Source organism: Thalassospira sp. MIT121401 (assembly GCF_047125595.1).
In the GTDB taxonomy this organism is placed as follows: Bacteria; Pseudomonadota; Alphaproteobacteria; order Rhodospirillales; family Thalassospiraceae; genus Thalassospira; species Thalassospira povalilytica.
In genome coordinates this window covers 265,789-291,634 of the sequence record NZ_CP138926.1, presented here as the reverse complement: position 1 = coordinate 291,634, position 25,846 = coordinate 265,789, and the positions used below count along the sequence as shown (strand labels likewise).

The following is a 25,846-nucleotide window of genomic DNA, read 5'->3' as shown; positions in this document are numbered from 1 at the left end:
AACATCTGAAAAGGGCCGGTTTTCCGGCCCTTTTTTGTTTGGGAAGGGCTGATTTCTCCATCTTATTGGAGTTGATCAAAATCAAGGAATCGTGCGCCCGGGTTCTCTAGTCTGATCGTGGGAATTAACGGAACAGGTGTGGACCTGTTCCCGGGAAACTATAGGGGCAGACTATGAGAACCACATCGCGTCCATTCACCGACGCCCTGAACCGGCTTAAAGATGCCAATTTGCGTCCGACGCGTCAGCGTCTGGCACTTGCGCGGCTTTTGTTTGAAAACGGGCATCGCCATGTCACGGCCGAACAGCTGCATTCCGAAGCCATGAGCAACAGCATCAAGGTGTCGCTGGCAACCGTTTACAATACATTGCATCAATTTACCGATGCCGGATTGCTGACCGAAATCGTGATTGATCCGGGCCGGTCCTATTTCGATACCAATACCGCGCCGCATTACCATTTCTATTGCGAGGAAGACGGGCTTTTGTCCGATATTCCGGCGGAAACGGTACAGATCGAAGGCATTCCGAACATGCCAAACGGCACCGAGCTGGCATCGGTTGATCTGGTTTTCCGGTTGCGGCGCAATTGTTCTGCACAGGATGCGGCATAGGCCGGCTGATACCGGAATTTTGATCTGTTGGCGGCGCAATCCGGTGCGTAACAGGCAGATGAAATCCGCATTCTGACCGGTGCAAATTGCCCCTGTAGCGGTTGACGATGTCGAATTTCAAGACACATAAGAAGGCGGCGGGATGCCATGTCCCGCCGCCTTATTTTTACGCCTTTCGCGTGGTTAGTTCACAACCGATCGCCAACAATAAAAAAGGACAGCGCACATGGCGCTCAAGGGTACACGGACCGAGAAAAATCTGCGTGCGGCCTTTGCCGCAGAAGCCCAGACAAACCGTCGTTATCTGTATTTCGCCCAGCAGGCCGATATCGAAGGCCAGAGCGACGCGGCAGAACTTTTCAGAACTGCGGCCGAGGCCGAAACAGGCCATGCTTTCGGCCATCTGGAATTTCTTGAAACCTGTGGGGACCCGCTGACAGGCAAGGAGCTCGGGACGACCAAACTCAATCTTGAGGCCGCCCTGATGCAGGAAAAGGACGAAGCCGAAAAACACTATCCCGAAATGGCCCGGATTGCCCGCGAGGAAGGGCTTGAAGACATTGCAGCCTGGTTTGAAAGTGTGGCACGTGGCGAAGCCGCCCATGCCGAACGCATTGAACGGTTGCTCGAACGGATGTCGGGTTCGGGGACCTGATCGCGTAGGGTTGCCGTGCCGGTCAGCTTATCCGTCGATCAACGCCGGATTGGATGAATTATCCTTGAGCGCCACACCGGAAAGGCCGAGTTTGCGGGCCTCAAGCATCAGATAGGCGATCTTTTCAGCGGCCTTTTTCGGGACCAGCCCGGCCGGGCGAATATTGGACACACAATTGCGATCCGCGTTGGATTTACCACGCTTTGGCCCCCAGGTCAGATAGGCGCCAAGCGAATCTGCACTTGATAATCCCGGCCGTTCCCCGATCAGCATAACGGTCAGTCTGGCGCCCAATGCCGCGCCGATTTCATCGCCCAGCCCGACCCGGGACTGGGTTGCCAGGGTTATCGGGGCAATCGACCAGCTGTCCCCCAATCGATCAAGGATCAGCGACAGGGTGCCGGCACCATGATCATGGGTGGCGCGCGCCGAAAGACCGTCTGCCAGAATGAAGGCAACATCATACGTACCCTTGTGGCCTGACAGGGTGTCGTGCGACGCATCATCAAGCAACCGGCCAAGGTCGGGGCGCTGCAAATAGGTCGCCCGATCCGGGGCTGCGGAATGGACATCAAGAACGGGAAGGTCAAGCGATCCGAGCTTACTGCGTACGCGGTCTGGCTCAAACGCCATGTGGACGGAATCCCGGGCCCGCGCATGGGCCATCTGGAATTCAAGCAACCGGGCTGTTGGCAACCCGTCACCGACCCGGCCAAGACCGATCCGTGCATCGGTATGAACCCGCAAGGCGTTCCAGGGGTCGAGGCCGCTTGGAATTTTTTTGTTGGCAAGCTTGCTCATCACGCGGCCCCCGACCATGCCAGAAGATTCTGGGCAGCCTGCCCGTCAAGCTGCGGGCGCGTACGGCCATTCTGATCAAGAATTTCCATCTTGTGCAGCCATGCGGCAAATTCCGGTGCCGGTTCGAGTCCAAGAACCGAACGCAGATACATCGCGTCATGGAAACTGGTGCTTTGATAATTCAGCATGATGTCATCGGCCCCGGGAACCCCGATGACAAAATTGCACCCGGCAACGCCAAGCAGGGTCAGAAGGTTATCCATATCATCCTGATCGGCTTCGGCATGATTGGTATAGCAAACATCGCAGCCCATCGGCACGCCAAGCAATTTGCCACAAAAATGGTCCTCAAGACCGGCGCGCGTGATCTGTTTGCCATCAAACAGATATTCCGGCCCGATGAAACCGACGACGGTATTGACCAGAAGGGGGGAATATTTGCGGGCAACCGCATAAGCGCGGGTTTCCACGGTTTGCTGATCAACCCCTTCGTGGGCATCGGCGGACAAAGCTGCACCCTGCCCGGTTTCGAAATACATCACATTATTGCCCACCGTGCCGCGTTTCAGTCCCTTGGCGGCATCTTCGGCCTCGGCCAGCATGGCTTGGGTAATGCCAAAACTTTCATTGGCTTTCTGGGTTCCGGCAATCGATTGAAACACCAGATCGACCGGGGCATTGCGGGCCATCACGTCAATGGCCGTCGTGACATGGGCCAGAACGCAGGATTGGGTGGGAATATCGATGCGTTCGCGGACTTCATCGATCAGTTTCAAAAGATCGATCATGGCTTCGGGGCTGTCCGTTGCCGGATTGATACCGATCACCGCATCGCCACTGCCATGCATCAGACCATCAAGGATCGATGCCGCCACACCGGCCGGATCATCGGTCGGATGGTTGGGCTGCAAACGGACGGCCAGATGGCCGGGAAGCCCGATTGTATTGCGAAAGGCCGTCACGACATGGCATTTCCGGGCAACGGCAATCAGGTCCTGATTACGCATCAGTTTGGAAACAGCCGCCACCATTTCGGGCGTCAGACCGGGCGCAAGGTTTTTGAGAACTTCGGGGGTTGCGTCATCGCCCAGAAGCCAGTCGCGAAATTCCCCGACTGTCAGGGATGCGACCGGTGCAAAGGCATCGGCATCATGATCATCGATGATCATGCGCGTGACATCATCATCCTCGTAGGGAACCAGTGCTTCTGACAGGAAGCGTTTTAATGGTACATCCGCCAGTGCAAAGCGCGCAGCAACCCGTTCTTCATCCGACCCGGCCGCAAGCCCGGCAAGCACATCGCCGGATCTAAGCGGGCTTGCCTTTGCCAACAGGGTCTTGAGATCGGGAAATGTAAAGCGTTCGAAACTGAATGGCGCGCCGGTCTGCAAGTTCTGTCTCCTGAAGCATCGATCGCATCACATGATATTTTTATGCTTGTTATCATGCGGTTACGGCATCATCCCAATGGATGCCGCAACGGGTGATCATGATGCTTCTATGGAAACAGAAAATTCCCCAAATGCAAAGTTTTTAATCACAAAGAAACAGCGCCTGCCTATTGGGCAGCAAGCGGTGTTTCATTTCCCGGACCGTGAAGGATTGCCGTGCTGTGGCGGCTTTGGGCTTGGTCACTGGGGCCACGCAAAACGATATGGCGATGACCAAGCGAATTAAGCTCGACATGGCCGTCAACCTGATAGACATCACGCAGAAGATCACTGTCGATCACATCGGCACAGGGGCCATAGGCAACCATCCTGCCATCACAGATGGCCATGGCCTGATCGCAATATTGCAATGCGTGGTTCAGATCGTGAATGGCAATCAGAACAATAATGTTCTGCCCCTTGGCAACGTCGCGCATGAAAGACAGGACTTCCATCTGGCGATGAAGATCAAGGGCGGATGTCGGTTCATCCATCAACAGTATCTTGGGATCACGCACCAGTGTCTGGGCAATCGCGACCAGCTGACGCTGCCCGCCGCTGAGTTCCCCAAGGTTGCGACCCGCCAGATTGGAAATGCGCAAGGCCGCCAGAATTTCATCAATTCGTGCCAGTTCATCGGCCTTTACCCGCAGGCTGGAACCCTGCTTGGCGGCCAGAATGATTGACTCGTAAACCGACAGCACAGCTGTTGATCCGGTGTCTTGCGGCATATAGCAGATCGTGTTGCGTTCTTTGGCAATCGCGCCAAGATCAACCGATCCCGTCCCCTTTGCCAGACCGGCAATGCGTTTGAACAGGCTTGATTTGCCTGCCGCATTCGGGCCGATCACGGCGGTAACGGTTCCTGGCTGAATGACCGGTGTGGTGATCCCTGATACCACCTGCACCTTGCCATATCGGGTGCCGATGTCATTAAGGCGAAGCGTTACCATGATTTCCTCCGACTTGCGAAAATCAGCGAGAAGAAGAAGGGCACACCAACAAGGGCGGTAATCACCCCGATCGGCAGGATCGCACCCGGGATCAGAAGTTTTGACAAAACCGACGTCGCCGACAGGATCAGGGCCCCGCACAGAACCGATGCCGGCAGGAAGAAGCGTTGATCTTCGCCCACCAGCATGCGGGCAATATGCGGACCGACAAGGCCGATAAAGCCGATGGTGCCGACAAAGGAAACCGGAATTGCGGCCAGCATGCTGACAATCAGCATGGTGCGCAGACGAAGCCCCTGCACATTCACGCCAAAGCTTTCTGCCTTGGCATCACCAAGTCGAAGGGCAGTCAGGGCCCATGCCTGGCGCACGAATAGCGGTAGTGCAATCGCAACTGCAATCGCGGTGACCGCAACCTTGGTCCAGGTTGCCTTGACCAGACTGCCCATGGTCCAGAACACCACAGCGGCCAGTGCCTGTTCACTGGCAAGATATTGCAGCAATGCTAGAAGCGCGTTGAAGGTAAAGACCAGCGCAATACCCAAAAGCACGATGGTTTCAACCGTAACCCCGCGCAGGCGGCTGAAGAAATGAATGATCAGTGCGGTTGCCATGGCCATGACAAAGGCATTGATCGGAATAATTAAATCAACAAATGCCGGCAGCAAAGCCACGCCAAGCACCAGCGCCAGGGCCGCACCAAATCCGGCAGCAGCCGAAATGCCCAGCGTAAACGGGCTGGCCAGCGGGTTGGCAAGAATGGTCTGCATCTGGGCACCGGCAGTGGAAAGAGCCGCCCCCACGGTCAAGGCCATCAGTGCGATCGGCATGCGGATATCCCAGATCACAACACGCAGCTGATCACTGGCCGACCATGGATCAATCAGGGTGGCAATCACGTCCGATAACGGATAATTCGCAGGTCCGGTTGCCAGATCAATCGCAAAGGACAGAAACAGTGCGCAGCCCATGGCAACCAGGATCAAAAAACGACGCAAGGAGCGCGCTTTGTAATGCGCGCTCCCGGCTTCAATAGAAATTTGTTTGGTGGTCATCAGTTTGTCGCGGAATCCGTAACCGAGATGAAATAGCCCGGCTGGTAATCAAGCGGCAGGAAGCGGTCATGCAATTCCTTGAAGGTCGCTTCGGCGTCAAGATCGACAAACAGGTCCGGGTGGAACCATTTGGCCATCTTTTCGATGACAACGAACTGATACGGGCTGTTGTAGAACTGGTGCCAAACAGCGTGAATCTGACCGTTTTCAACAGCCTTGATGCCGGTGAATGCCGGACGTTCCATCAGGCCAACCAGTTTGCGGCGTGCTTCGACCATATCGGCATCCGGGCCAAGACCGACCCATGCGCCGCCCGGGGAATAGGCTTCCCAGCTGGCACCGGTGCCAACGAACTGATCGGGATTGGATGCCACAACCTGTTCTGGGTTGATGGTGCCAAAGGTGCCCGGAATGATCGCGGCCGCGATATTCACGCCACCGGCCATTTCAACCATGGTGCCGAAATTCTCGTTGCCAAAGGACATGCAGCATTCTTCGGAATAGCCAGCCGCGCGTTCGATAAAGACCTGCGGCTTTTCCGGGTTTGCCTTGGCGATGCGATCAAGCACATTCTGGATGTGATCGGCACGGAACTTGATGAATTCCGCAGCACGGTCTTCCTTGCCGGTCAGCTGGCCAAGGATCTTCATGCTGGTTTCGGTGTTTTTCATCGGGGCTTCGCGGAAGTCGATATAGACCAGCGGAATACCGACAGCAGCCAGTTTGTCATCATAGCCGCCATCTTCGGTCGCGCCCTTGGCTTCAAGGTTCATGATGACGACATCGGGTTTGAGCGCGATGGCCTGTTCGACATCAAACGTGCCGTCTTTCATGCCGCCAAAGGTCGGGATGTCATCAATGCGCGGGTATTTCGCAGCATAGATGTCATAGGTTTGCGGGTCGGCTTTTTTCAGATCGTCTTTCCAGCCGACAACACGTGCAAAGGGATCTTCGCTATCAAGCGTTGCCAGACCATAAATCAGGCGACCTTCCCCCAGAATGACGCGTTCGACCGGCAGTTCGACGGTCACTTCACGGCCGGCAACATCCGTTACCTTGACCGAGTCTGCTGCCTGTGCGGTTCCCGCGACCATCATGGCCAAGGCAGCAATAGCACCATAAAATTTCATTCCCGTTCCCTCAAATTAGGATTGCCCGAGGCACGGATTATCAGTTATTGAGAATGCAAATCAATATTTTTCGCAAAAATAAAATCATTGATTTATCAGAAAGGTGTCATATTCACCTTTTAATTAGATAAAAACCGCAGAAAACTGCCATTCTCCGCCAGAGAAGACCCAGAGAGAACCACAAATCATGAGCCAGGCCAGCAATTACAATTTGCGTGACGAGATCAAGGAATATTGGTCGATGCGGGCGGCAACATTTGATGAACAGCCCGGCCACGAAATCTTTTCCGATGCTGAACGCAGTGCCTGGCACGCGCTGTTTGAAAGGCATTTCGGGGTTGCCGATGGCCGCAAGGCACTTGATCTGGCAAGCGGTACCGGCGTGATCAGCCATCTGATGCATGATCTTGGCTTTGCCGTGACCGGTATGGACTGGTCCGAGGCGATGCTTGAAAAGGCGCGGGCAAAATCGCGGCTTCGGGGATCGAACATCCGGTTTTTATTGGGGGATGCGGAACATACCCTGGAAGACGATGACAGTTACGATGTGATTGTCACCCGTCATCTCGTCTGGACGCTGGTTGATCCGGCGGCGGCCTTTGCGGAATGGTTCCGGGTTTTAAAGCCGGGTGGAAAGCTTCTTGTTGTCGATGGTGATTTTGTATCGCCGACATGGGCAACAAAACTGAACAAGGCGATGTCGGGTTTTCTCGAATCGATCGGGTTGCGCAAGCCGACCGAGTCGGTGGCGCATATGCAAACCCATCGCGACATTCTTGCCCGTGTGCATTTTTCCGAAGGTGCGCGCGCCAATGATGTTTCGGCCATGCTGGCCCGAACCGGGTTTGATCCGGTTGTTGTCGATTTCGATCTGCGCCAGATCCATGCCGCCCAGAAAAAACATATCAGTTTTGCCAAGGGGCTGGAACGCGGGGCGCAGCATCGCTATGCGATTTGCGCGCAAAAACCGGTTGCAGGTTAACGATCGCGCTTATGTGTGACGCACCGGTTCGGTGACGACATCTGCTATCACCGAATTTGCAATGAAACAGGCTTCATGGGCGCGGTGATGCAAATCGTCCTCGGTGTCGGTGTCGGGGCGCGACCCGGCATAGGTAACGTCAGGGCGCAGAACGACCCTGGTGATCATGGTTTTGCCATTGCGGGTTTTCATGATGCCGACAGCATCATCGGCATAACGATCAATTACCAGTCCGGCATCGGATGCGAAATGAAGGAAAAATAGCATGTGGCAACTTGAAAGGGTTGCGACAAAGGCTTCTTCCGGATCAACATTTTCCGCAACCGAATAGGGCAACGGCACCACATGCGGTGATGAAGATGCCGGGATTTCAAGCCCGCCATCAAACCGCCAGATATGGCCGCGTGAATAGCGCCGGTCAGTGAATTTTTCGGTTTCTGCGCGTTGCCAGACAACATTTGCACCAAAGCTGCTCATGACGGGGTCCTGTCCGATGTCGGATGCGGATTTTGCCCCGATGTACCGTCGATCGGGATCAATGTGCCGGCCGTAATTCCGATATGGGTTGAAAGAACGTCACAGGCAGCCGCGATATCATCGGCTGCGAGTGCGGAAAGTATGCGGTTGTGTTCTTCGTAAAAGACGCGGCGTGGCTGTGATCCGATCGGTTGCAGGGCATAGGCACGCCTTGCTTCGTTGCGCAGATCGGCAATCATTTTCAAAAGCCTTTCATTGCCGCATCCACCATACAGGGTTTGGTGGAAATCGCGGTCCAACTCGGCAAGGGTTTCGGGGTCTTCTTCTTCGAAAAGGTCTTCGTTCAGGCGGCGCGCCTTGCGCAGATTGCTGGCCGTCAGGTTCGGTGCGGACAGCATCAGTGCATTTTGTTCAAGCGCAATGCGGATCTGGCTGAGTTCACGAACGTCTTTCGCCCGGAGTCCGACCACGGCAAGACTTCTGTCAGGACGCTTTTCAAGCAGGCCGGATGTCCGCAACCGTTCAAGTGCATGGCGCACCGGCTGGCGGCTGACGCCAAATCGGGCGGCCAGTTCTTCCTGTTTCAGGATCGTTCCGGGGCCAAGATGGCCAGACTGAATTTCGGTTTCCAGGGTCTGGGCGATAATGTTTGTATCCATGGATCCAAACTGTGTGGATTTTATCGCAAAGTCAAGCCGCAACCGCGGTTGCACCCTGAAAAATGGGTCGCCGCAGAAACGTGCTGAGCTTATCGGATGTTTGCTCCGTTATCCGATTTTTCCCTGTTCCCGACCCGTCACGTGGGTGGGTTTTTGTCTGAATGCGGGGTTGGTACGATTTGATCAGGTTGCGTTTATTCTGCGGGGATGGCGCGCGCTTCGCCCTCGCGGATGGCGCAATGATCGGTGATGAAATCAATGATCCGGTTCTGGGTGTTGTCGATATCTTCGGTCACGATACCGTGGCGTCCGGATGTGACCATCTGAACATCGATTTCCGTTGCCCTGGAGGCAAGGCGACGGATCATGCTTGCGCTGGCCGGGTCGACAACCTGATCGCCATCGCCCTGAAGAACAAGTGTCGGGCATTCAAGGTCTGGCAAACGGCGCTGCATTTCAGCAACCGCTTGCCGCAACTGATGCAGGCCGCCGATCGGAATGTTGCGGTAATTGATGTCGGGATGTTCGGAGTCGTTGGGCCGGAAACTCAGCAATTCCTGTGCTGATGGCATCCATCCCATCAATTTGTTTGCCCCGTATAGCAACGGCACAAACATCAGATTGCGATTGCGGAATTTAAGCGGTGTTGCGGCCAGAACCAACCCGGCAAGCTTTTCGGGGTGGTTTGCCGCATGAATGGCCGAAAGGGCCCCACCAGTTGAAAAACCGACAATGATCACCTGTTCGCAAAATGGTGACAGAATTTCGTATCCGCGTCGCACCGATGCCAGCCAATCCGACCAGGTACGTTTTTGCAATTCATGGGGGGATGTTCCATGGCCGGACAGCCGTACCCCCATCACCGCATAGCCACGTGCGGACAGTTTATCACCCAGTTCGCGCAGTTCGGCCGGGGACGCCAGGAACCCATGGACAAGCAGCACCCCGCAGGCAAACCGTGTCTGCCCGTTGGGCAGAAGCAAATAGGGACGGCTGTCCGCGGTTGCGGTTTCCTGCTGATTGATTGCGTCGTATTTCGGGTCCTTGAACTTGGCCCGGTTCCAGGACCATGCCCGGACTTCATCATCAAAACGGCGATGGGCGATGTCGACCGGGCTTAGATGATCGACTTCGACCCGGGCGCGCTCCAGTGCCTGCCAGGCGGCATGAATCGGGGCCATTTCATTGGCATAGACCATGATCGGATTGTCCATGCGGATCTGGTCGAAATGGGCCTGGTCCTGCAATTTTGGCAGGAAACAGTATTTCTGATCCCGGCGTTCGATCAGGCCAAGCTGAACAGCACTGTCGATAAAGAACCGGATTTGCGGACAATTCAGTTCAAAGATACCGACATAATCAGCCGGGTTTTTCATGCCGCGATGCAGATGGACGTTTTCGGCCTGCTGGATGTTCTTGATTGCCAGATACAGGGTTCTGTCAAAATGACCGATATCGATTTCGGTCACCCCGTCTTCAAGCCACATCATGATCAGGCGTGATGCCAGATGGCTGACATTGAGTGTCAGGTTGGAATACATCACCGCCATGCAATGATCGCGCAGCGGCTTGATGTGGCGGGTCAGGGCATATTGCGTCACCCGATCCGTCACCTTTTCAAGTGTCCGTGCCGGTTTGAACAGATCATCAATCGCGCCGGCCTGTGCCACCCGTCTTGCCAGCATGCGCCGGTCCAGCCAGTTGAAATGCATGCGCGGATCGACCGGACCGCCAAGGCGGATGTCCATATCGGTCTTCTTGAACATCAGATTGCCTTCAATGATCAGTTCTTCGGCCATCTTGGGGCTTAAGCCACCGGTAAACATGTCGGCTGCCCGTGCCAGAAGGTTCTGATCCACCCGAAGCGGATGAAACGTGATATTGGCCGGGAACATCAGTGTCGGTTTGGCAATGGTTGTTCGAAGAGCATCTTCGCTGCAGTCCAGAATCTCGGCCCAGCGCGACAATTCATCGCGCTTGCCCTTTTCAATCAGCGTCGACAGCCCGATTTTGAAACCGTCAATACAAAGACCAAGCAACGCCGCCCCGGTATGATGGGCGCGTCTTGTATCGGCCGACCGGGAATAGACGCTGTAATCAGGGCGCTTTGGGTGCGGGCGTTCTTCCGAAAGGACACGCCGGTCCTTGACCATGCCGCCTTCGGGAAAGACAACCACCTTGCCACCACGAAGGATTTCTTCGGCCAGAAACGGCAACAGGCGTTCATAGTCATTGGGAACACCGCCAAGCGCGCGCAAATAGCGTGAAAAGGTATTGTCCTGCACGAAAAACTCGCCCGATGCGATCGACCGGCAATAGACCCCGGTTTCAAGCGCGATCAGAAATTGCGGAATAAAGGTTTCAAACCGGGCAAAATGGTTGAACATGAAAATGTCGCCTTGCGCGAGATGGTCGCGCGGGCCGTGCATCTTGATATTGATGTCGATATTGGCCCTAAGGGCGGTCATCGCGCGAATGGTCCATTCGCACGTTTTGGCATTGATCGCGAACTTTTCACGTTCGATATCGCGGAAATCATGTGGCATGTGATGCGATACCCGGTTTGCCTAAGGCAATGGTTTCAAGGACGTTTTATCGGTTCTGTGCCGATTGTTTTGTCATTTTGATATGTGTCTTTATGCGTGCCTTTGGAAGGTATGCTACAAGTAATTTGCGAAGAATTAATGTGCTGCGTGTAACTCTGTCGCGACAGTCGTGGCCTTGATGACTTTCGTCTGGCCACGCGCTTGCCAATGTCTGCCATCACGGCTTTCTGCCGTTCCATCCTGTATTTCCCGACAGGCCGATGGCCGGCTTCCTGTTCTGACTCTCTGACTCATCGCCGGAGCTCCCGTGTCGACAACCGCCCCAGATCCGCAAACACCGAAACGGTCCGAAAATCCCGCACCATCGCAGGAAAAGGCGCGCTCGATCTTTTCGGATCGCAATTTCATCCTGTTTCTGGTCGGGCAATGCATCACGACACAAGGTCTGTGGATTCAGAAAATCGCCATGTCCTGGCTGGCCTGGTCGTTAACGGGATCGGCATTCTGGACCGGTTTGATTGCCGCACTGAATTTTGCGCCGGCCTTTTTTTTGGGGCCGATTTTCGGGGTCATGGCCGACCGGGTTGATTTGCGCCGGACGGCGATGTTGCTCAATCTTGGGCAGGCCACTGTGTCTTTTGTTCTGATGGGTTTGTCCTATGCCGGGATGATGACTTTGCCCTGGATGATCATGCTTGCGGCGTCGATGGGGATATTGGGCAGTGCAATGACCCCGATCCGCTTGTCGCTGGTGCCGGTGATTGTCCCGCGTGAATTCATGAGTCGTGCGGTGGCCTATGCCGCGATGAATTTCAATATTTCGCGCCTTGTCGGTCCGGCGGTTGGCGGGGTGGTGATTGCGACCTGGGGGACGGGGGCGGCCTTTATGCTGAATGCCATCAGCTATTTGCCGATGGTGTTTGTCATTTCGGTTGTGACCATTCATCAGGACCGCGCCCCCGATGCCAAAAGCCGGCGAATCCTGGCCGCTCTTGTTGATGGCGCCAGTTATGCCATCCATCACCCGATGATCCGTTCGGTGTTGGCGCTATCATGCTTTGTGTCACTGGTTGGTACGGGCATGATCGAACTGATGCCGGTTTTCGCCGAAGCAGTCTATGAACGCGGGGTGACTGGACTTGGCATGATGGCCTCGGCAGGCGGGATCGGGGCCGTGGCATCGACCTTTATGTTGTCGCGGGTCAAATCAAATGCTGCTGATTTTCAACGCATTACCATTGTCGGTGCTTTTGCAGCCGCGATTGGCATGTTCGGACTTGGATGGTCGCCCTGGTACGAGCTTGCGGTGGGGTTGATTGCGCTGACCGGGTTCGGGTTGACGGCGGTCGGTGTGGGATCGCAAACCGCCTTGCAGCTTACGGTCGATAATAAATTGCGCGGCCGTGTAATGAGCTTCTGGAGTGCGACGAGTTTTGGTGGTATGGCGCTAGGAGGGACCATGCTTGGTGCCATATCCGAAGCCGGAAACATCCAGTACACCGCGCGCGGTTCGGGCATTCTGATCCTGTGTGCGGCTTGTGCCGGACTGTGGCGGCTTTACCGGATTGGTGCATCTGGTCGCCGGTCTGCGCCATCTTCGGATGCGGTGCAGTAAAGGATTATTAAGGCATGGCCCCCTATGGTGGGCGAACGCGAGTCATTTGGGGAAAATTTCAGATGCGGTTTCTGGGGATTGTAGGTCTATGTTTGGTGCTTTCCGCGTGTTTCAGCACGGGCAATTCCGCAACCCAGTCAACCGGCCCCATGCCAAGCGATACGGTCAAAGTGCTTGCCAGCGTCGATGTGCCAAGCTCGCGGCTTAATTCTTTTGCGCCGACCAACAAATTCCTGCAATGCGTACCCTATGCCCGCGAAGTTTCCGGGATCGAGATTTATGGTGATGCATGGACGTGGTGGGCACAGGCCGGCAAACAGAATTTCCAGCGTGGCAATCGCCCGCAAGTCGGTGCTGTTCTGGCCTTGCGCAAGACGTCGCGTTTGAAGCTTGGCCATGTTGCCGTGGTTTCGGCAATTCTTGATAACCGCAAGATTCTGGTCAATCACGCCAACTGGGGCAGTGATTCGCGCACCCGTGGCAAGGTCCATTACCGTCAGCCGGTGGTCGATGTTTCGCCCAACAATGACTGGTCGGAAGTGCGCATGATGAATACGCTTGGCACATTTGGCAGTGTCTATCCTGCGCATGGCTTTATCTATCAGCCGCAAGAAACTGCGCAGGCCAACTAGGCCATTTCCAGCACAGCATTCCGCAAACAGAAATGGCGAAGCTCCCGCAGATAGAGAGCTTCGCCAGTTGGAAGCGTGCGCCTGGCACGCTCTGAACCCGTGCGGGCGGCACGGATTCGGGGGTTGAACTTGTATTTGTCGCTCAGGCCGCGATGGGGCCAAGGGCGGTAAACAATGCGCTGTCGCTGTTTTCTTCCGGGTTTGGCGTGGTCAGAAGCTTCTCGCCGTAAAACACCGAATTGGCCCCGGCCATCAGACACATGATCTGGGCCTCGCGGTTCAGTTCCGTGCGTCCGGCTGACAGCCGCACCATTGATCTCGGCATAGTAATGCGGGCCGTTGCCACCATGCGCACCAGCTCCAGCGGATCAATCGGATCACGCCCGGCAAGCGGCGTTCCGGCCACCGGCACCAGCGCATTGATCGGCACGCTTTCCGGATGGGGATCAAATCCGGCCAGAACCGCAAGCATCGATGCCCGATCACGAATGGTTTCACCCATGCCAATGATCCCGCCACAGCACAGATCAATGCCGTGCGACCGCACCGCAGAAAGCGTATCGAGCCGATCCTGATAGGTCCGGGTGGTGATGATTTTTCCGTATAATTCCGGGCTGGTATCAAGATTATGGTTATAGGCCGTCAGTCCGGCGTCCTTCAGTTGCTTGGCGTGATGGGGTTCAAGCATGCCAAGTGTGACGCAGGCCTCCAGCCCCAGTGCATCAACGCCGCGCACCATTTCAAGTACCGCGTCAAACGCCGCCCCGTCGCGCACCCGACGCCACGCCGCCCCCATGCAGAACCGATCAGCCCCGGCATCCTTGGCGCGTTTGGCCATGTCAATGACCGATCCCGGGTCAAGAAGCTGTTCCTTGCCCAGTTTGACCTCGCGATGGTGGGCTGATTGCGGGCAATAGGCGCAATCTTCGGGGCAACCACCGGTCTTGATTGAAAGCAGGCTGGCCTTTTGCACATGTGACGGATCGTGATGGGCGCGGTGCACGGCATTGGCCTGCCCGACCAGATCCAGAAGCGGACTGCGATAGATCGCCTCGATCTCCTCGACGGTCCAGTCATGACGAATGGTGCCCGTGGCGGGCGAAACCATATCGGGTTGGGGCATATCGGATTGCGTGACCGCCATCGGATCAGCCTGCCACATTGCGGTTTTTCAGGCGGCTTATCGTCGCAAAGCCCAGTGCAACCAGCGCGATCTTGATCGTGTCACCCAGAATGAACGGGGTAAAACCAAGTGCCAGAACCTTTTCTGATGGAACAAAGGCCGAAAGCCCCGCGAGCCCCAGCAGGTAAACCGGCACCATGCCCCCCATCATGACAACAAAGCGCCCAAATGCCCCGCGGCCGCGCGCCAACGCCCCGACCAACCCGGCCGCAACAAGGTAACCGGCCAGATATCCGCCCGTCGGCCCCATCATATAGGCAATGCCGATGCCGCGTTCAGGTGTTCCGGCAAAAACCGGAAGCCCCACGGCCCCGGCGGCAAGATAGGTCAGCATGGTGGCAACTGCCACGCGGGGGCCTGTGGCAAGGGCGATTGCCATGATCGCCATGGTTTGCAGCGTCATCGGGACCGGCCAGAACGGAACCGTGGTCTTGGCGCTTGCCGTGATCAGGGCCACACCGGCCAAAACCGCAACGCTGTTTTTGACGGCTTTGAAAACCGGATTGTCGATCGCAGCAGGGCTGTCGGGGGTAACAGGATGGACCATGATGACGGGTTCCTTTGGCGGTTGTTTTATAATTATCTATAAAATTGAATCTGATCTATTAATTACGACGTCATCCGGGATCAAAAGCAATCCAAAAATCATCAAATCGGAGGATTTGGACAAGAATTCGGACAATTTTTAGTTAAGTATCTGTAATTATTATGTAAAAATTATCTATAAAATTTGAAATTATAGACGCGCAAAGGCGATATCGGGGCGCAGCAGCACCCGATTGCCAATCATCAGACCAGAAATTTTGGATTTTTGATCAGATCGCCGACAATTTCCGGCTGTTTTTGCCGGGCTTGGTGCCGATCCATTTCACGTGCCGGGCAAGGGTCGCGGCCGCAACATCAAATTGATGTTCACGCAGGGCCCGCAAGATGGCGCGGTGATCCTGATCGGTCGGGGCTTCCCATTCCATCCGGAAGCCCGAAAACAGGAATCGCGCACTGGCGGCATGAAGATCATCGATGCTGGCCATCAGGCGCGGCATGTTGCACGGCGCAAGAATGATGCGATGGAACGCCTTGTTGGCGTCTTCCCACTCGCGGACATCCCTGGCGTTTTCACCGGCCCGGTTGATGTCTTCGGCGGTATCCAGGATCGCACTGGTCAGGTTCGGGGCGGCATGGCGCAAGGCCAGAACTTCAAGTGACGCCCGCATTTCCGCGACTTCGCGAACCTCGGCAATATCAAAACTTGCGACCCGGACACCGCGCCTGGGTTCACTGACAACAAGACCCTGTGCTTCAAGCCTGCGGAACGCTTCGCGCACGGGGACGTGGCTTGCACCAAATTCCTCGGCAAAGTGATCCTGTCGCAACTTTGTGCCCGGTGCAATTTCACCGGCAATGATGCGATCGGCCAAGGCGCGGGTGATCCGCCCGGTAACGGTGGTGTCGGTCTTTTGGGTCATGATTTTATAGATAATTTGACCGGCGGGATTTGTCACTGGAAAGTTCGTGGCCGGGTCAAACAATCCAAACCGCAAACACGGCAAACCCGGTCGCGAAAAAGCCGGGCCAAAAACGTGGGCCCGGCTTCGGGTTTGGCGGTATATGCAGGCCGACTATTCGGCCGCGAGGTCGCAATGCTCGTCTGGCATATCGGCAAAGGCGTCGCGCAATGCATTCGACCATGCATCGGAAAGTGCACGAAATCCCTGATCATCGGCTTCGATCCGGCGCAGTTCTGAAAATGCACAGGTGTCATCGGGCAGGACGGCGAGATCAAGCGGCATGCCAACTGACAGGTTGGATCGCAGGGTCGAATCCATCGACAGCAACACGGCCTTGACCCCGTCCTGAATCGGGGTTTCCGGGGTAATCACCCGATCAAGGATCGGCTTGCCGTATTTATGTTCGCCGATCTGCAAATAGGGCGTATCAGTGGTGGCTTCGATGAAGTTGCCCGCCGCATAGACCAGAAACAGACGCTGTTCCCCGCCTTTGCGCTGCCCGCCGACCATGATGGATGCGGCACTGCTTTCGTGATGCTGCTCAAGCGTGTCGTGGTATTTGTTCTGAACCTTTTGCATTGCTTCGCCAAATAGTTCGGCAACGCGGAACATGCTGGGCGCACTCAGGATGCAGTTTCCCGGTTCGGTATTCGGGTCGTCGATGGCCTCAAAAAGGGTGCTCATCACCGCTTGTGTGATGGCAAGGTTCCCGGCTGACAAGGCAACAATGGCGCGATCACCGGGCACTTCCCAGGTGAACATCTTGCGATAGCGCGAAATGTTATCAAGCCCCGCATTGGTCCGCGTATCGGAAAGGAAAACCATCCCTTCGTTCAGCATCAAACCGACACAATAGGTCATTTTCGTTTTGGCCCGGCTATTGTTGTGATTGCGCGATGATGACTGTTACATCCAAATTTTCGTTCGCGCCACCAGTATGTACACCCCGTATAGGTGTTGCCACCTGGCCATCAAGTCCAGCCCCGAGACGAATATAATAATCGGTCGGGCAGCACCGGTTTGCCGGGTCAAACCCGACCCATCCGAAATCCGGAAGATACAATTCCGCCCAGGCGTGGGATGCTTCGTGCGGGTTGCCATCCTGATCGGCAAACAGATATCCCGACACATAACGTGCAGGAATGCCCAGATGCCGGGCGGCCGAAATCAGAACATGGGCGTGGTCCTGACAAACCCCCTTGCCGTCGGCCAATGCATCGGCGGCGGTTGTATGCACATGGGTTGAGCCCGGTGCATATTCGATGGCATCCGATATCGCCTTGGCCAGGGCATGCGCGCGATCAAGAAGCGCGACATCCTTGGTCTTTTTGGCGACCTTGTCGGCCAGTTTGCGGATGGCCGCACTGGATTTGGTCATTGGTGTGGTGCGCAGGAACACCCCCGGAAAGGCGCGTTCCTTGTGGCCGCGCAAAACACCGGCGGTGTCGGTTGTTTCCACTTCGCCGCGAACCACAATCTCGATTGCGTCGACCGGGCCGCCAGCGGTAAGCGTGCTGATGACATCGCCATTGCCATCGGTGAATTCCGATCCGATCACACATCCCTCGGCGGTGATTGACCAGTTCAGGATCTTTTGCCCGTCAAACTGCGCCGGAGTGAGTTTCAGGCTTTGCACGACGTGACGTGCGGGCATTTCATAGCGGTAATTGGTTCTGTGTTCGACCGTCAGGCGCATCTTATTGCCCCCCGAAATAATAGGCGTCGGCAATGGCATTGGACAGCGCACCATTGCGGGCCTGAAAATCATTGAGGAATTCATGCAGCCCGGTCGAAAAGATTTCGTCCATTTCGCTTTGGGTCAGAAGCGAATACATCTCGACCGCCTGCCCGTGCACCGGGTGGCGTTGGCCATAATGGCGCGCCAGCCGTTCCAGATGCTGGGTGATCTGTTCCGCACAATGGGCAAGGGACCGCGGACTGAACGGATTAAGGATCAAAAAATGCGCGATCCGGTGCGGTGAATAATCATCGCGATAAACCCAGTGGAACGCACGCAGCGACGATGCCGCCCGCAAAACGGTCGTCCATTGATAGTTATCCACACCATCGCCGACCATGCTGGTTTCGGGCAGAAGCACGTAATATTTCACGTCCAGAAGGCGGGCAGTGTTATCGGCACGTTCGATGAAAGTGCCCAGACGGATAAAATCATAGCCATCATTACGCAAAATGGTCGAATCCGTTGCCCCGCGAAACAGCGCGCCCTGCTTTTTGACCCAGTCGATGAATTCCGGCAGTTCATTCTTGGCCAGATTGTGCATCGACGGACGGCGAAGCTCCATCAGCGCATTGTTCAGTGCTTCCCACATTTCTGCGGTAATCGCCGTACGCATGGCGCGTGCATTGGCGCGCGCATATTCAAAACAATTGATGATTGATGACGGGTTATCCCGATTGAAAATCAGGTAATTGGCGACTTCTTCCTGGCGCAACGGCGCATCGGGATCATATCCCGCCATGCAGCCGGACGCCGAAAGAACCGATTCCCATTCGGACCGGTTGCCATCGCCAACAGCGGGCATCAGCGCCATGCGATAGCCCATCTCCATCAGTCGGGCCATGTTTTCGGCCCGTTCAACATATCTCGACAGCCAGAAAAGGTTGTCTGCGGTACGACTAAGCATCTTTCAACCCTTTCCCTTGTTAATCGCTCATGATCCAGGTGTCCTTGACCCCGCCACCCTGTGACGAGTTCACGACAAGCGACCCTTCGCGCAGCGCCACACGGGTCAACCCGCCGGGTGTGAGGCGGATGTCATCACCGACAAGACAGAACGGTCGGAAATCGACATGGCGCGGCGCAATACCGCTTTCAACAAAGGTCGGACAGGCCGAAAGTGCCAATGTCGGCTGGGCGATGAAATCGCCCGGATCGGCCTTGATGCGTTCGGCATAGGCGGCCTGTTCTGCCTTGGTCGATGCGGGTCCGACCAGCATGCCATATCCGCCCGAACCGTGAACTTCCTTGACCACCAGTTCGCCGAGATGCTCAAGCACATATTTCAGGTCATCGGATTTGCCGCACTTCCAGGTCGGAACGTTATTAAGGATCGGTTCCTGCCCCAGATAGAAACGGATCATATCGGGCACATAGGTATAAACCGCCTTGTCATCGGCGACCCCGGCACCCGGTGCCGAGCAAATGGCAACCCCGCCTGATCGATAGACATTCATCAGTCCCGGCACGCCAAGGACCGAGTCCGGTCGGAAGCACAGCGGATCGATATAGGCATCATCAATGCGGCGGTAAATCACATCAACCCGGGCCGGGCCGCGGGTGGTACGCATGTAAACGCGGTCTTCCGATACAAACAGATCCTGTCCTTCCACCAGCTCGACCCCCATCTGGTCGGCCAGGAAGGAATGTTCGTAATAGGCGCTGTTCATTGCGCCCGGTGTCAGGACAACAATATTGGGGTCGCGGTCGCATTTGGGCGGTGCGATGCTTTTCAGGGTTTTGAGCAACATGTCCGGATAGCTTTCAACCGGCTCGATACGCAGGTTTTTGAAAAGTTCCGGGAACATCCGCATCATGATTTCGCGGTTTTCAAGCATGTAGGACACGCCGGACGGGGTGCGGCAGTTATCCTCAAGCACATAGAAATCTTCGGGGCCGGTGCGGACAATATCGACGCCGACGATGTGGCTATAGACCTTGCGCGGTGGATCAATCCCGATTACGGCCGGTTCAAAGGCGTCATTTTTAAACACCAGATCAGCGGGAATGATCCCGGCCTTGATGATTTCCGCATTGTGGTAAACGTCATAGAGAAACGTGTTGAGTGCCCGGGCGCGCTGTTTGACACCACGATCGAGCTTGCGCCATTCGCTTGATGTAAAAATGCGCGGGATCAGATCGAACGGGATTAACCGTTCCGGGTCACCGCCTTCGCCATAGACGGCAAAGGTAATGCCGATTTTGCGAAACAGCGTTTCAGCTTCAAGGCGCTTCTGTTCGAGGACCTCGGGGCCGTTTGCTTCCATCCAGTCAACCAGCGCGCGATAAGGTTCGCGAACCTGGTCGTCCATCGTCATCTCGTTGAACATGCATACTCCCCTTATTTACCTTTCGATTAAAGGCGTCCGGGGGTGGCATGGTCAAGGATGTTCAGGGTTGAAATGACAGATTTTTCGGCAAAAATCTGTTGTGCTGAAAAAATAAACTCGGTGCTTGGGGTGTTTGGTCAAAAAACGGGCGGACTTGGCGTCCGCCCGGGCGGTGTCATGCCTTGGCCGGGCGCAACACATGGGTATGGTCGGCGGCATAAAGCCGGGAATCGGTGAAATCCTTTCGTCCGAACACTTCTCCGACCATGATAAGTGCCGTGCGGGTAATGCCGCTTCCTTTGACCTTGGCGCGGATGTCACCAAGGGTGCCAAAGATATATTGCTGATCGGGCCAGGTGGCGCGATAGGCAATCACCACCGGGCATTCTTCGCCGTAATGCGGGGTCAGATCGCGCACCACATTGGCCAGGTTGTTGATCGACAGATGCACGGCAAGGGTGGCCCGTGCTTTGCCAAGTTCGGCAAGGCTTTCGCCGTCGGGCATCGCCGATGACCGCATGGCTGTACGGGTCAGGATCACGGTTTGCGAAATATCGGGCAGGGTCAATTCCGCACCGATTTCAGCCGCGACCGCGGCATAGGCCGAAACACCTGGGGTGATGTCATAGGGAATGCCAAGATCATCAAGGCGACGGATCTGTTCGGCAATTGCCCCGTAAATCGACGGATCACCGGAATGCACACGTGCCACGTCCTGGCCCTTGGCGTGGGCTGTTTCAATCTCAGCGATGATTTCATCAAGGTGCATCGAAGCAGTATCAATCACGCGTGCGCCTTCTGGTGCGCTTGTGACGATTTCTTCGGGCACCAGCGATCCGGCATAAAGACAGACCGGGCATTTTTCAATCAGACGCAAACCGCGTACGGTGATCAGGTCCGGGGCACCGGGGCCGGCGCCAATAAAATGAACAGTCATTATTCTGCCTTGTCGTTTTTCGAGGTGCTGAGAACCGGGGCTTTGGCGGCATCCGGACCCTTTTTGGCATAGCCGCGCGGGGTATAAACCCATTCGTTTTCACCGCGCGTGATATGGCGGCTGTTGCTTGATCCGACCAGAACCGTGGTCAGCATATCCACCATATCGACTTCAAGTTTCGAAAGCGGAACGACCGTGATTTCCTCGTCCGGGCGGCCCAGCTGACGGCCAAGAACCACCGGGGTATCAGCCGGTCGGTGTTCAAGCAGGATATCACGTGCAACGGCCAGCAAGTCGCGGCGGCGTTTGGATACCGGGTTATAGAAGGCAATGACAAAGTCGCCCTCGCCCGCGGCCTTAAGACGGCGCAGGATATCTTCACGCGGGGTCAAAAGATCCGAGAGCGAAATCGCACAGAAATCATGCCCCAGCGGCGCACCAATACGCGATGCCGCAGCCTGAAGGGCGGAAATGCCCGGGGAAACCTGAACCGCAACCCGGTTCCAGTCGGCGCGATCTTCGCGGTCCAGCAACTCGAACACCAGGGTGGCAAGCGCATAGATACCCGCATCCCCCGATCCGATCAGGGCAACATCCTTGCCGGTTGCAGCCAGTTCAAGGGCATGGCGCGCACGGGCTTCTTCGGCGCCAAGGTCGGAATGGTGGCAATCCTTGCCATCAATCAGCGAACCGAGCAGATCAAGATACATCTGATAACCAACGATATCGGTCGCGCGACCGATCAGGGCGGTGGCTTCCGGACTGCGCCAGCCGATCTGACCCGGGCCAATGCCGACAATCGACAATTTGCCCTGTGCCTTGCCAACCTGCTCTGGGATGATGTCATCCTGTGACAGGGCGATGGCACAGGTGGATTTCTTGGTTTTGTGCTTGGGCACGATCAGCTTGCCATTCGGGCCGACGATAGCAAGGGCCGCACCCTCGGCAACGCCGTGACAGCCGGTTTCGGCAAAGACAACATCAGAGGGCATCACAAGACGATTTGCCTCGGCCTCAAGGGTTTGGGCATCAAAGAACCGGGCCGGAACACCAAGACGACGGGCCAGTTCATGGACGCATGCTTCGTCGGCCTTGAGATCAATCGAACTCACACAGGCGATGGCCTTGGGGCTCAGGCACTGACCGGCCAGTGTTTCCATGACAAGATCATAAAGATCATCAGTCGGGCAGCCGCGTTCACAACCAACCCCAAGGGCAAGAACCGGCGGGTGATAGGTGATGGCGGTTTCTGCACCATCACTGATCGCATCGTCATCGGCGCCCTCGCGGGCGGTCGCAGTGATCAGTACGCTGCCATCCTCAGATTGGGAAATGGCACTGTTGGTCAGCCAGGCGCTTGATCCTGCTTCGACCTCAATCCGTGCCGATGCGCCAGCCAAAAGGGCGGCGGTGGCCGGTTTGACGGTTTCGGGCGAGCCCAGTTTCCAGCCCGCAGGCGGTTCATCAAGGGCAAGACCCAGCATCGCATCACCCGGCGTGGTGATTGCAGCATTGCCGCCAAGCCGTTCGGCCAGATCACGGGCAAGGCGGTTGCCGCCATGATGCCCGCCCAAAAGCGGGATGAATGTATCCCCGGCTTCGTCAACGGCAATGACGGCCGCATCTTGCCATTTACCGGCCAGGAGCGGCGCAAGGGCGCGGATCAGAATGCCGGCGGCACAGACGCCGATGATCACGTGATCAGATGAAAAAGTTTGTTGCAGATGCGCAATGGTATCATCAAAGGCAACATCGACATCCTTGACCGATACGCGGGTGCGCAGGCCATGGACGCTGGCACCCTGAAGGTTGCTGGCGATTTTGCGCGCGGTCGGAAGGGCGCGCTGCGTCAGGCAAATCACCGCTATCGGGGCAATCGGGTTGGTCGGCAATGCCGGGCTGTTCGAGCTGTTATGGGCGGTCATCGCCATGCGTCTCCGCGACGGTGGATCAGGATCATGGAAAAATAAGGTGCCTTGGCATCAGCCGGAAGATCGGCCAGCGGCACCATTTTCTGGGTTTCAAGGGTGGCGCGTTCGATGTAGCGCGCCCGATCTGTCAGGCCAAGCTCGTTGATGACATCACGCACCTTGGCGAAATGACGGCCAAGCTTGATGATGGCAGCCGCATCGGTACTGGCAAGCTGGGTGCGCAGGCGATCTGCATCAAGCGGACCGGGGATGACTTGCAAAACGTCGTTCTTGGCGGCAAGCGGCGCGCCAAGCTGGGCGGCGCAGGCCATCATGGAACTGACACCGGGCACGGTTTTGACCGGATATCCGGCCTCGGCCAGGCGGCCAAACAGATACATGAAGCTGCCATAAAAGAACGGATCGCCTTCGCACAGCACGGCAACGGTTTTGCCCGCTGCCAGATATTCGCCAATCTCGATGGCGGCGGTGTCATAGATCGGGTCGGCGGGTTTGCCCATTTCGATGCGGATGGCAATTTCAATCCGGCCTTCGGGAATGTGCGGATCGACGATCTGGCGGGCCAGACTGACACCGTCTTCCAGGGCCGGATAGGCAATCACATCGGCCTGTTGCAGGATGTTATAGGCCTTAAGCGTGATCAGATCGGGCTCCCCCGGTCCGATGCCAAGCCCATAGGCGGTTCCGGCAACCGGAAGGCCGTTTGATGCGGGAAGATCCGCACTGCTCATGCTTTTACTCCGAGGTAATGGGTGACAGGGGCAAGGTTGCTCCAGCCCCTGAAATTGCCGCGCGGAACCAATCGGGATACCGACAGGCGCGAGAGCGTGCCACCGTTTTCATTATAAAATCGTAATAACTTTTCTTCGCCTTCCAGCGTGACCGTATTGGCCACCAGCCGCCCATGTGCAGGAAGCAGTTTCCAGCAGGCTTCAAGCAACCCGTTGCCGGTGATCCCGCCGCCAATAAAAATGGCGTCAGGCCTTGGCAAGCGGTCGGCAAAGGCGATTGCATCTTCAATCGTGCTTTGTTCAATGACCAGTCCCGGTACGCCCAGACGAAGCGCATTCTTTTTGACCATTGCACAACGTTCAGCGTCACGTTCAATCGCCACCGCCTTGCCCTGCAATCGCATCCATTCAATGGAAATCGAACCGCATCCGGCCCCCAGATCCCACAAAACGCCCCCGGCAAACGGCGCAAGGGAAGAAAGCGTTTGCGCACGGATTTCCGATTTGGTGATCATGCCATCATGAATGAATGCATCATCGGGCAAACCCGGTCCCATGGGTAACGGATTGGCTTTGGGGCCGGCTTCAAGATCAATCATGATCAGATTAAGCGGATCGACCGATTTGACATCAGGCATCGAAGTGGCGGTTGATTGCCAGGTACGTGCCGTCTGGGTGGTAATCCGTTCTTCGGGGCCGCCAAGGCGTTCGCAAACCGACATGCGGCTTTGATCAAAACCGGCTTCGCACAGCATGACCGCGACCAGTGCCGGGGTTGACCCGTCGGCACTTAGTGCAATCAGTTTGCCATGCGGGCGCAAATGGGCGCGCAGGGTTTCGGGTTCCCGTCCGTGCAGGGTAATCACATCGCATTCCGCCAATGGCCAGCCAAGCCGCGATGCGGCCAGTGAAATGCTTGATGGGGACGGGATTGCATATATCGGTTCGGGTCCGAAATATTTAATCAGCGTATTGCCAACCCCGAAATACATCGGATCGCCACTGGCCAGAACCACCGGGTTCTGATCAAGGCAATCCTCGATCAGCGGCAGGTTGGCTTCAAATGGTGTGATCCATTTGTTTTGGGTTGCGGTGTTTGACCCGGGCAACATGGCGATATGGCGCGTACCGCCAAAAATGATGCGGGCATTTTCAATGATTTTGCGCGCCATCGGTGACAGGCCGTCATAGCCGTCTTCACCAATGCCGATTACTGTGATGCGCCTTTTAAGCGGGGATTGTTCATTCATGACAGGCCCGCCTTCTTGCGATCAAGGGTGCCATCGGGTGTCGTTTCGTCATCGCGTGCCAGACGTGCCAATGCATTGACTGTGGCGGCGGTCACCGCACTGCCGCCAAACCGGCCGCGCAAGGTGACAAAGGGAATATCCCCGGCATGTTCGATCAGGGCATCCTTGCTTTCAGCTGCCCCGACAAATCCGACCGGCATGCCGATGATTGCGGCGGGCTTTGGCAGTCGGCCCTTATGAATGGCTTCGAGCAGATGGAAAAGGGCGGTGGGCGCATTGCCGATCGCGATTATTGCGCCTTCGATATGATCTATCCATGCCTCGACCGCGGCGGCAGAACGGGTGGTGCCAAGCTGGGCTGCAAGGCCGTGGGTATCACCATCATTCAAGGTGCACAAAACCGGGTTTTCCGCGGGCAAAAGGCGGGAAATGATGCCATGGCGGACCATTTCCGCATCACAAAGGACGGGTTTGCCTGTTCGTAATGCTTGTGTGGCGGCTCCACACAGATCACCGCCAAAGGCGATCTGACCCGCCATTTCGACCATGCCACAGGCATGGATGATACGGATGGCAACAGGACGCTCGGTCTCTGAAAAGCGCGCAAGGTCTGCCTCGGCCTCAATCGTGGCAAAGCTTTTGGCATAGATTTCCTGCGGATCACGCAGATAGTCAAACATTGCCGCGCC

Annotated in this window: 25 protein-coding genes; 5 read left to right on the top strand and 20 right to left on the bottom strand. The window is 56.2% G+C overall.

All coding sequences use genetic code 11. The annotated features are described in order from the left end of the window. Nucleotides 1-173 precede the first annotated feature (173 nt). Nucleotides 174-614, top strand: coding sequence for an iron response transcriptional regulator IrrA (gene irrA / locus SIB88_RS01325; protein WP_101246775.1), 441 nt, complete (start codon nucleotides 174-176; stop codon nucleotides 612-614). Nucleotides 615-840: 226 nt separating this feature from the next. Then, the gene (locus SIB88_RS01320; RefSeq protein ID WP_206926420.1) at nucleotides 841-1,269 is read left to right on the top strand and encodes a rubrerythrin family protein; all 429 of its coding nucleotides are present in this window, start codon (nucleotides 841-843) and stop codon (nucleotides 1,267-1,269) included. A gap of 27 nt (nucleotides 1,270-1,296) precedes the next feature. Here SIB88_RS01320 and eutC read toward each other — a convergent pair whose 3' ends face one another. The 5 genes from eutC to SIB88_RS01295 all read right to left on the bottom strand — a co-directional run bounded on the left by eutC (nucleotide 1,297) and on the right by SIB88_RS01295 (nucleotide 6,638). After that, a complete protein-coding gene (eutC, locus tag SIB88_RS01315; RefSeq protein ID WP_288350281.1) occupies nucleotides 1,297-2,070 on the bottom strand; it encodes an ethanolamine ammonia-lyase subunit EutC in 774 nt (257 codons plus the stop codon). Further along, nucleotides 2,070-3,461, bottom strand: coding sequence for an ethanolamine ammonia-lyase subunit EutB (locus SIB88_RS01310; RefSeq protein ID WP_412559135.1), 1,392 nt, complete (start codon nucleotides 3,459-3,461; stop codon nucleotides 2,070-2,072). Before SIB88_RS01310 ends, eutC begins: the two co-directional genes overlap by 1 nt. Nucleotides 3,462-3,628: 167 nt before the next feature. Then, nucleotides 3,629-4,453: an ABC transporter ATP-binding protein gene (locus tag SIB88_RS01305; protein ID WP_206926417.1), complete on the bottom strand. Its 825-nt coding sequence runs from the start codon at nucleotides 4,451-4,453 to the stop codon at nucleotides 3,629-3,631. After that, nucleotides 4,447-5,508, bottom strand: coding sequence for a FecCD family ABC transporter permease (locus SIB88_RS01300; protein ID WP_101246779.1), 1,062 nt, complete (start codon nucleotides 5,506-5,508; stop codon nucleotides 4,447-4,449). Before SIB88_RS01300 ends, SIB88_RS01305 begins: the two co-directional genes overlap by 7 nt. Further along, entirely contained in the window at nucleotides 5,508-6,638 is a 1,131-nt protein-coding gene (locus SIB88_RS01295; RefSeq protein WP_412559134.1) for an ABC transporter substrate-binding protein, read from the bottom strand. The genes SIB88_RS01300 and SIB88_RS01295 overlap by 1 nt, the downstream gene beginning before the upstream one ends. Before the next feature lie 187 nt (nucleotides 6,639-6,825). On the opposite strand from SIB88_RS01295, the gene SIB88_RS01290 reads away from it, so the two are divergent. Next, nucleotides 6,826-7,620 carry a class I SAM-dependent methyltransferase gene (locus SIB88_RS01290; protein ID WP_412559133.1) on the top strand — a complete coding sequence of 265 codons (795 nt, stop codon included), beginning with the start codon at nucleotides 6,826-6,828 and terminating at the stop codon, nucleotides 7,618-7,620. A 9-nt stretch (nucleotides 7,621-7,629) separates the two neighbouring features. On the opposite strand, the gene SIB88_RS01285 is transcribed toward SIB88_RS01290, so the two are convergent. The 3 genes from SIB88_RS01285 to SIB88_RS01275 form a co-directional block, all read right to left on the bottom strand. Next, complete coding sequence (locus SIB88_RS01285; RefSeq protein WP_412559132.1) at nucleotides 7,630-8,097, bottom strand: OsmC family protein; 468 nt, start codon at nucleotides 8,095-8,097, stop codon at nucleotides 7,630-7,632. Next, on the bottom strand, nucleotides 8,094-8,756 hold the full coding sequence (locus SIB88_RS01280; RefSeq protein ID WP_114112177.1) for a GntR family transcriptional regulator: 663 nt from the start codon (nucleotides 8,754-8,756) through the stop codon (nucleotides 8,094-8,096). Before SIB88_RS01280 ends, SIB88_RS01285 begins: the two co-directional genes overlap by 4 nt. 194 nt (nucleotides 8,757-8,950) lie before the next feature. Next, nucleotides 8,951-11,302, bottom strand: a complete 2,352-nt coding sequence (locus SIB88_RS01275; RefSeq protein ID WP_412559131.1) for an alpha/beta fold hydrolase — start codon at nucleotides 11,300-11,302, stop codon at nucleotides 8,951-8,953. Nucleotides 11,303-11,609: 307 nt separating this feature from the next. On the opposite strand from SIB88_RS01275, the gene SIB88_RS01270 reads away from it, so the two are divergent. Both SIB88_RS01270 and SIB88_RS01265 read left to right on the top strand, forming a co-directional pair. Then, nucleotides 11,610-12,917, top strand: a complete 1,308-nt coding sequence (locus SIB88_RS01270) for an MFS transporter (protein ID WP_412559130.1) — start codon at nucleotides 11,610-11,612, stop codon at nucleotides 12,915-12,917. A 149-nt stretch (nucleotides 12,918-13,066) separates the two neighbouring features. Beyond that, nucleotides 13,067-13,549, top strand: coding sequence for a CHAP domain-containing protein (locus SIB88_RS01265; RefSeq protein WP_233433073.1), 483 nt, complete (start codon nucleotides 13,067-13,069; stop codon nucleotides 13,547-13,549). A 142-nt stretch (nucleotides 13,550-13,691) separates the two neighbouring features. On the opposite strand, the gene bioB is transcribed toward SIB88_RS01265, so the two are convergent. From bioB to SIB88_RS01205, 12 genes are all read right to left on the bottom strand, one after another. Continuing rightward, complete coding sequence (gene bioB, locus SIB88_RS01260) at nucleotides 13,692-14,693, bottom strand: biotin synthase BioB (RefSeq protein ID WP_412559129.1); 1,002 nt, start codon at nucleotides 14,691-14,693, stop codon at nucleotides 13,692-13,694. 4 nt (nucleotides 14,694-14,697) lie between these two features. Continuing rightward, entirely contained in the window at nucleotides 14,698-15,279 is a 582-nt protein-coding gene (locus SIB88_RS01255) for a biotin transporter BioY (protein WP_412559128.1), read from the bottom strand. 268 nt (nucleotides 15,280-15,547) lie between these two features. Next, on the bottom strand, nucleotides 15,548-16,198 hold the full coding sequence (locus SIB88_RS01250) for a GntR family transcriptional regulator (RefSeq protein ID WP_114112376.1): 651 nt from the start codon (nucleotides 16,196-16,198) through the stop codon (nucleotides 15,548-15,550). A 153-nt stretch (nucleotides 16,199-16,351) separates the two neighbouring features. Then, nucleotides 16,352-17,101 (bottom strand): proteasome-type protease, encoded by a 750-nt coding sequence (locus tag SIB88_RS01245; protein ID WP_114112182.1) that lies wholly within the window; start codon nucleotides 17,099-17,101, stop codon nucleotides 16,352-16,354. A gap of 16 nt (nucleotides 17,102-17,117) precedes the next feature. Continuing rightward, nucleotides 17,118-17,936: a transglutaminase family protein gene (locus SIB88_RS01240; RefSeq protein ID WP_412559127.1), complete on the bottom strand. Its 819-nt coding sequence runs from the start codon at nucleotides 17,934-17,936 to the stop codon at nucleotides 17,118-17,120. 1 nt (nucleotide 17,937) lies between these two features. Beyond that, a complete protein-coding gene (locus tag SIB88_RS01235; RefSeq protein WP_101246790.1) occupies nucleotides 17,938-18,885 on the bottom strand; it encodes an alpha-E domain-containing protein in 948 nt (315 codons plus the stop codon). A gap of 19 nt (nucleotides 18,886-18,904) precedes the next feature. After that, nucleotides 18,905-20,308, bottom strand: coding sequence for a circularly permuted type 2 ATP-grasp protein (locus SIB88_RS01230; RefSeq protein WP_101246791.1), 1,404 nt, complete (start codon nucleotides 20,306-20,308; stop codon nucleotides 18,905-18,907). A 175-nt stretch (nucleotides 20,309-20,483) separates the two neighbouring features. Beyond that, the gene (gene cobM, locus SIB88_RS01225; RefSeq protein ID WP_101246792.1) at nucleotides 20,484-21,245 is read right to left on the bottom strand and encodes a precorrin-4 C(11)-methyltransferase; all 762 of its coding nucleotides are present in this window, start codon (nucleotides 21,243-21,245) and stop codon (nucleotides 20,484-20,486) included. After that, on the bottom strand, nucleotides 21,245-23,176 hold the full coding sequence (gene cobJ / locus SIB88_RS01220) for a precorrin-3B C(17)-methyltransferase (RefSeq protein WP_412559126.1): 1,932 nt from the start codon (nucleotides 23,174-23,176) through the stop codon (nucleotides 21,245-21,247). The genes cobM and cobJ overlap by 1 nt, the downstream gene beginning before the upstream one ends. Continuing rightward, nucleotides 23,167-23,907: a precorrin-2 C(20)-methyltransferase gene (cobI, locus tag SIB88_RS01215; protein ID WP_412559125.1), complete on the bottom strand. Its 741-nt coding sequence runs from the start codon at nucleotides 23,905-23,907 to the stop codon at nucleotides 23,167-23,169. Before cobI ends, cobJ begins: the two co-directional genes overlap by 10 nt. After that, complete coding sequence (gene cbiE, locus SIB88_RS01210) at nucleotides 23,904-25,157, bottom strand: precorrin-6y C5,15-methyltransferase (decarboxylating) subunit CbiE (protein ID WP_412559124.1); 1,254 nt, start codon at nucleotides 25,155-25,157, stop codon at nucleotides 23,904-23,906. Before cbiE ends, cobI begins: the two co-directional genes overlap by 4 nt. Further along, complete coding sequence (locus SIB88_RS01205) at nucleotides 25,154-25,837, bottom strand: precorrin-8X methylmutase (protein ID WP_412559123.1); 684 nt, start codon at nucleotides 25,835-25,837, stop codon at nucleotides 25,154-25,156. The genes cbiE and SIB88_RS01205 overlap by 4 nt, the downstream gene beginning before the upstream one ends. Between the last annotated feature and the right edge of the window lie 9 nt (nucleotides 25,838-25,846).

Bases quoted from the DNA above. Each gene is read 5' to 3' on its own strand.
- cbiE (WP_412559124.1), bottom strand. From the start codon at position 25,157: ATGAATGAACAATCCCCGCTTAAAAGGCGCATCACAGTAATCGGCATT.
- SIB88_RS01235 (WP_101246790.1), bottom strand. From the start codon at position 18,885: ATGCTTAGTCGTACCGCAGACAACCTTTTCTGGCTGTCGAGATATGTT.
- SIB88_RS01295 (WP_412559134.1), bottom strand. From the start codon at position 6,638: ATGAAATTTTATGGTGCTATTGCTGCCTTGGCCATGATGGTCGCGGGA.
- bioB (WP_412559129.1), bottom strand. From the start codon at position 14,693: ATGGCGGTCACGCAATCCGATATGCCCCAACCCGATATGGTTTCGCCC.
- SIB88_RS01205 (WP_412559123.1), bottom strand. From the start codon at position 25,837: ATGTTTGACTATCTGCGTGATCCGCAGGAAATCTATGCCAAAAGCTTT.
- SIB88_RS01290 (WP_412559133.1), top strand. From the start codon at position 6,826: ATGAGCCAGGCCAGCAATTACAATTTGCGTGACGAGATCAAGGAATAT.
- irrA (WP_101246775.1), top strand. From the start codon at position 174: ATGAGAACCACATCGCGTCCATTCACCGACGCCCTGAACCGGCTTAAA.
- SIB88_RS01280 (WP_114112177.1), bottom strand. From the start codon at position 8,756: ATGGATACAAACATTATCGCCCAGACCCTGGAAACCGAAATTCAGTCT.
- cobJ (WP_412559126.1), bottom strand. From the start codon at position 23,176: ATGGCGATGACCGCCCATAACAGCTCGAACAGCCCGGCATTGCCGACC.
- SIB88_RS01240 (WP_412559127.1), bottom strand. From the start codon at position 17,936: ATGCGCCTGACGGTCGAACACAGAACCAATTACCGCTATGAAATGCCC.
- SIB88_RS01320 (WP_206926420.1), top strand. From the start codon at position 841: ATGGCGCTCAAGGGTACACGGACCGAGAAAAATCTGCGTGCGGCCTTT.
- SIB88_RS01255 (WP_412559128.1), bottom strand. From the start codon at position 15,279: ATGGTCCATCCTGTTACCCCCGACAGCCCTGCTGCGATCGACAATCCG.
- SIB88_RS01230 (WP_101246791.1), bottom strand. From the start codon at position 20,308: ATGTTCAACGAGATGACGATGGACGACCAGGTTCGCGAACCTTATCGC.
- SIB88_RS01305 (WP_206926417.1), bottom strand. From the start codon at position 4,453: ATGGTAACGCTTCGCCTTAATGACATCGGCACCCGATATGGCAAGGTG.
- SIB88_RS01275 (WP_412559131.1), bottom strand. From the start codon at position 11,302: ATGCCACATGATTTCCGCGATATCGAACGTGAAAAGTTCGCGATCAAT.
- cobI (WP_412559125.1), bottom strand. From the start codon at position 23,907: ATGAGCAGTGCGGATCTTCCCGCATCAAACGGCCTTCCGGTTGCCGGA.
- SIB88_RS01265 (WP_233433073.1), top strand. From the start codon at position 13,067: ATGCCAAGCGATACGGTCAAAGTGCTTGCCAGCGTCGATGTGCCAAGC.
- SIB88_RS01245 (WP_114112182.1), bottom strand. From the start codon at position 17,101: ATGACCTATTGTGTCGGTTTGATGCTGAACGAAGGGATGGTTTTCCTT.
- cobM (WP_101246792.1), bottom strand. From the start codon at position 21,245: ATGACTGTTCATTTTATTGGCGCCGGCCCCGGTGCCCCGGACCTGATC.
- SIB88_RS01300 (WP_101246779.1), bottom strand. From the start codon at position 5,508: ATGACCACCAAACAAATTTCTATTGAAGCCGGGAGCGCGCATTACAAA.
- eutC (WP_288350281.1), bottom strand. From the start codon at position 2,070: ATGAGCAAGCTTGCCAACAAAAAAATTCCAAGCGGCCTCGACCCCTGG.
- SIB88_RS01250 (WP_114112376.1), bottom strand. From the start codon at position 16,198: ATGACCCAAAAGACCGACACCACCGTTACCGGGCGGATCACCCGCGCC.
- SIB88_RS01285 (WP_412559132.1), bottom strand. From the start codon at position 8,097: ATGAGCAGCTTTGGTGCAAATGTTGTCTGGCAACGCGCAGAAACCGAA.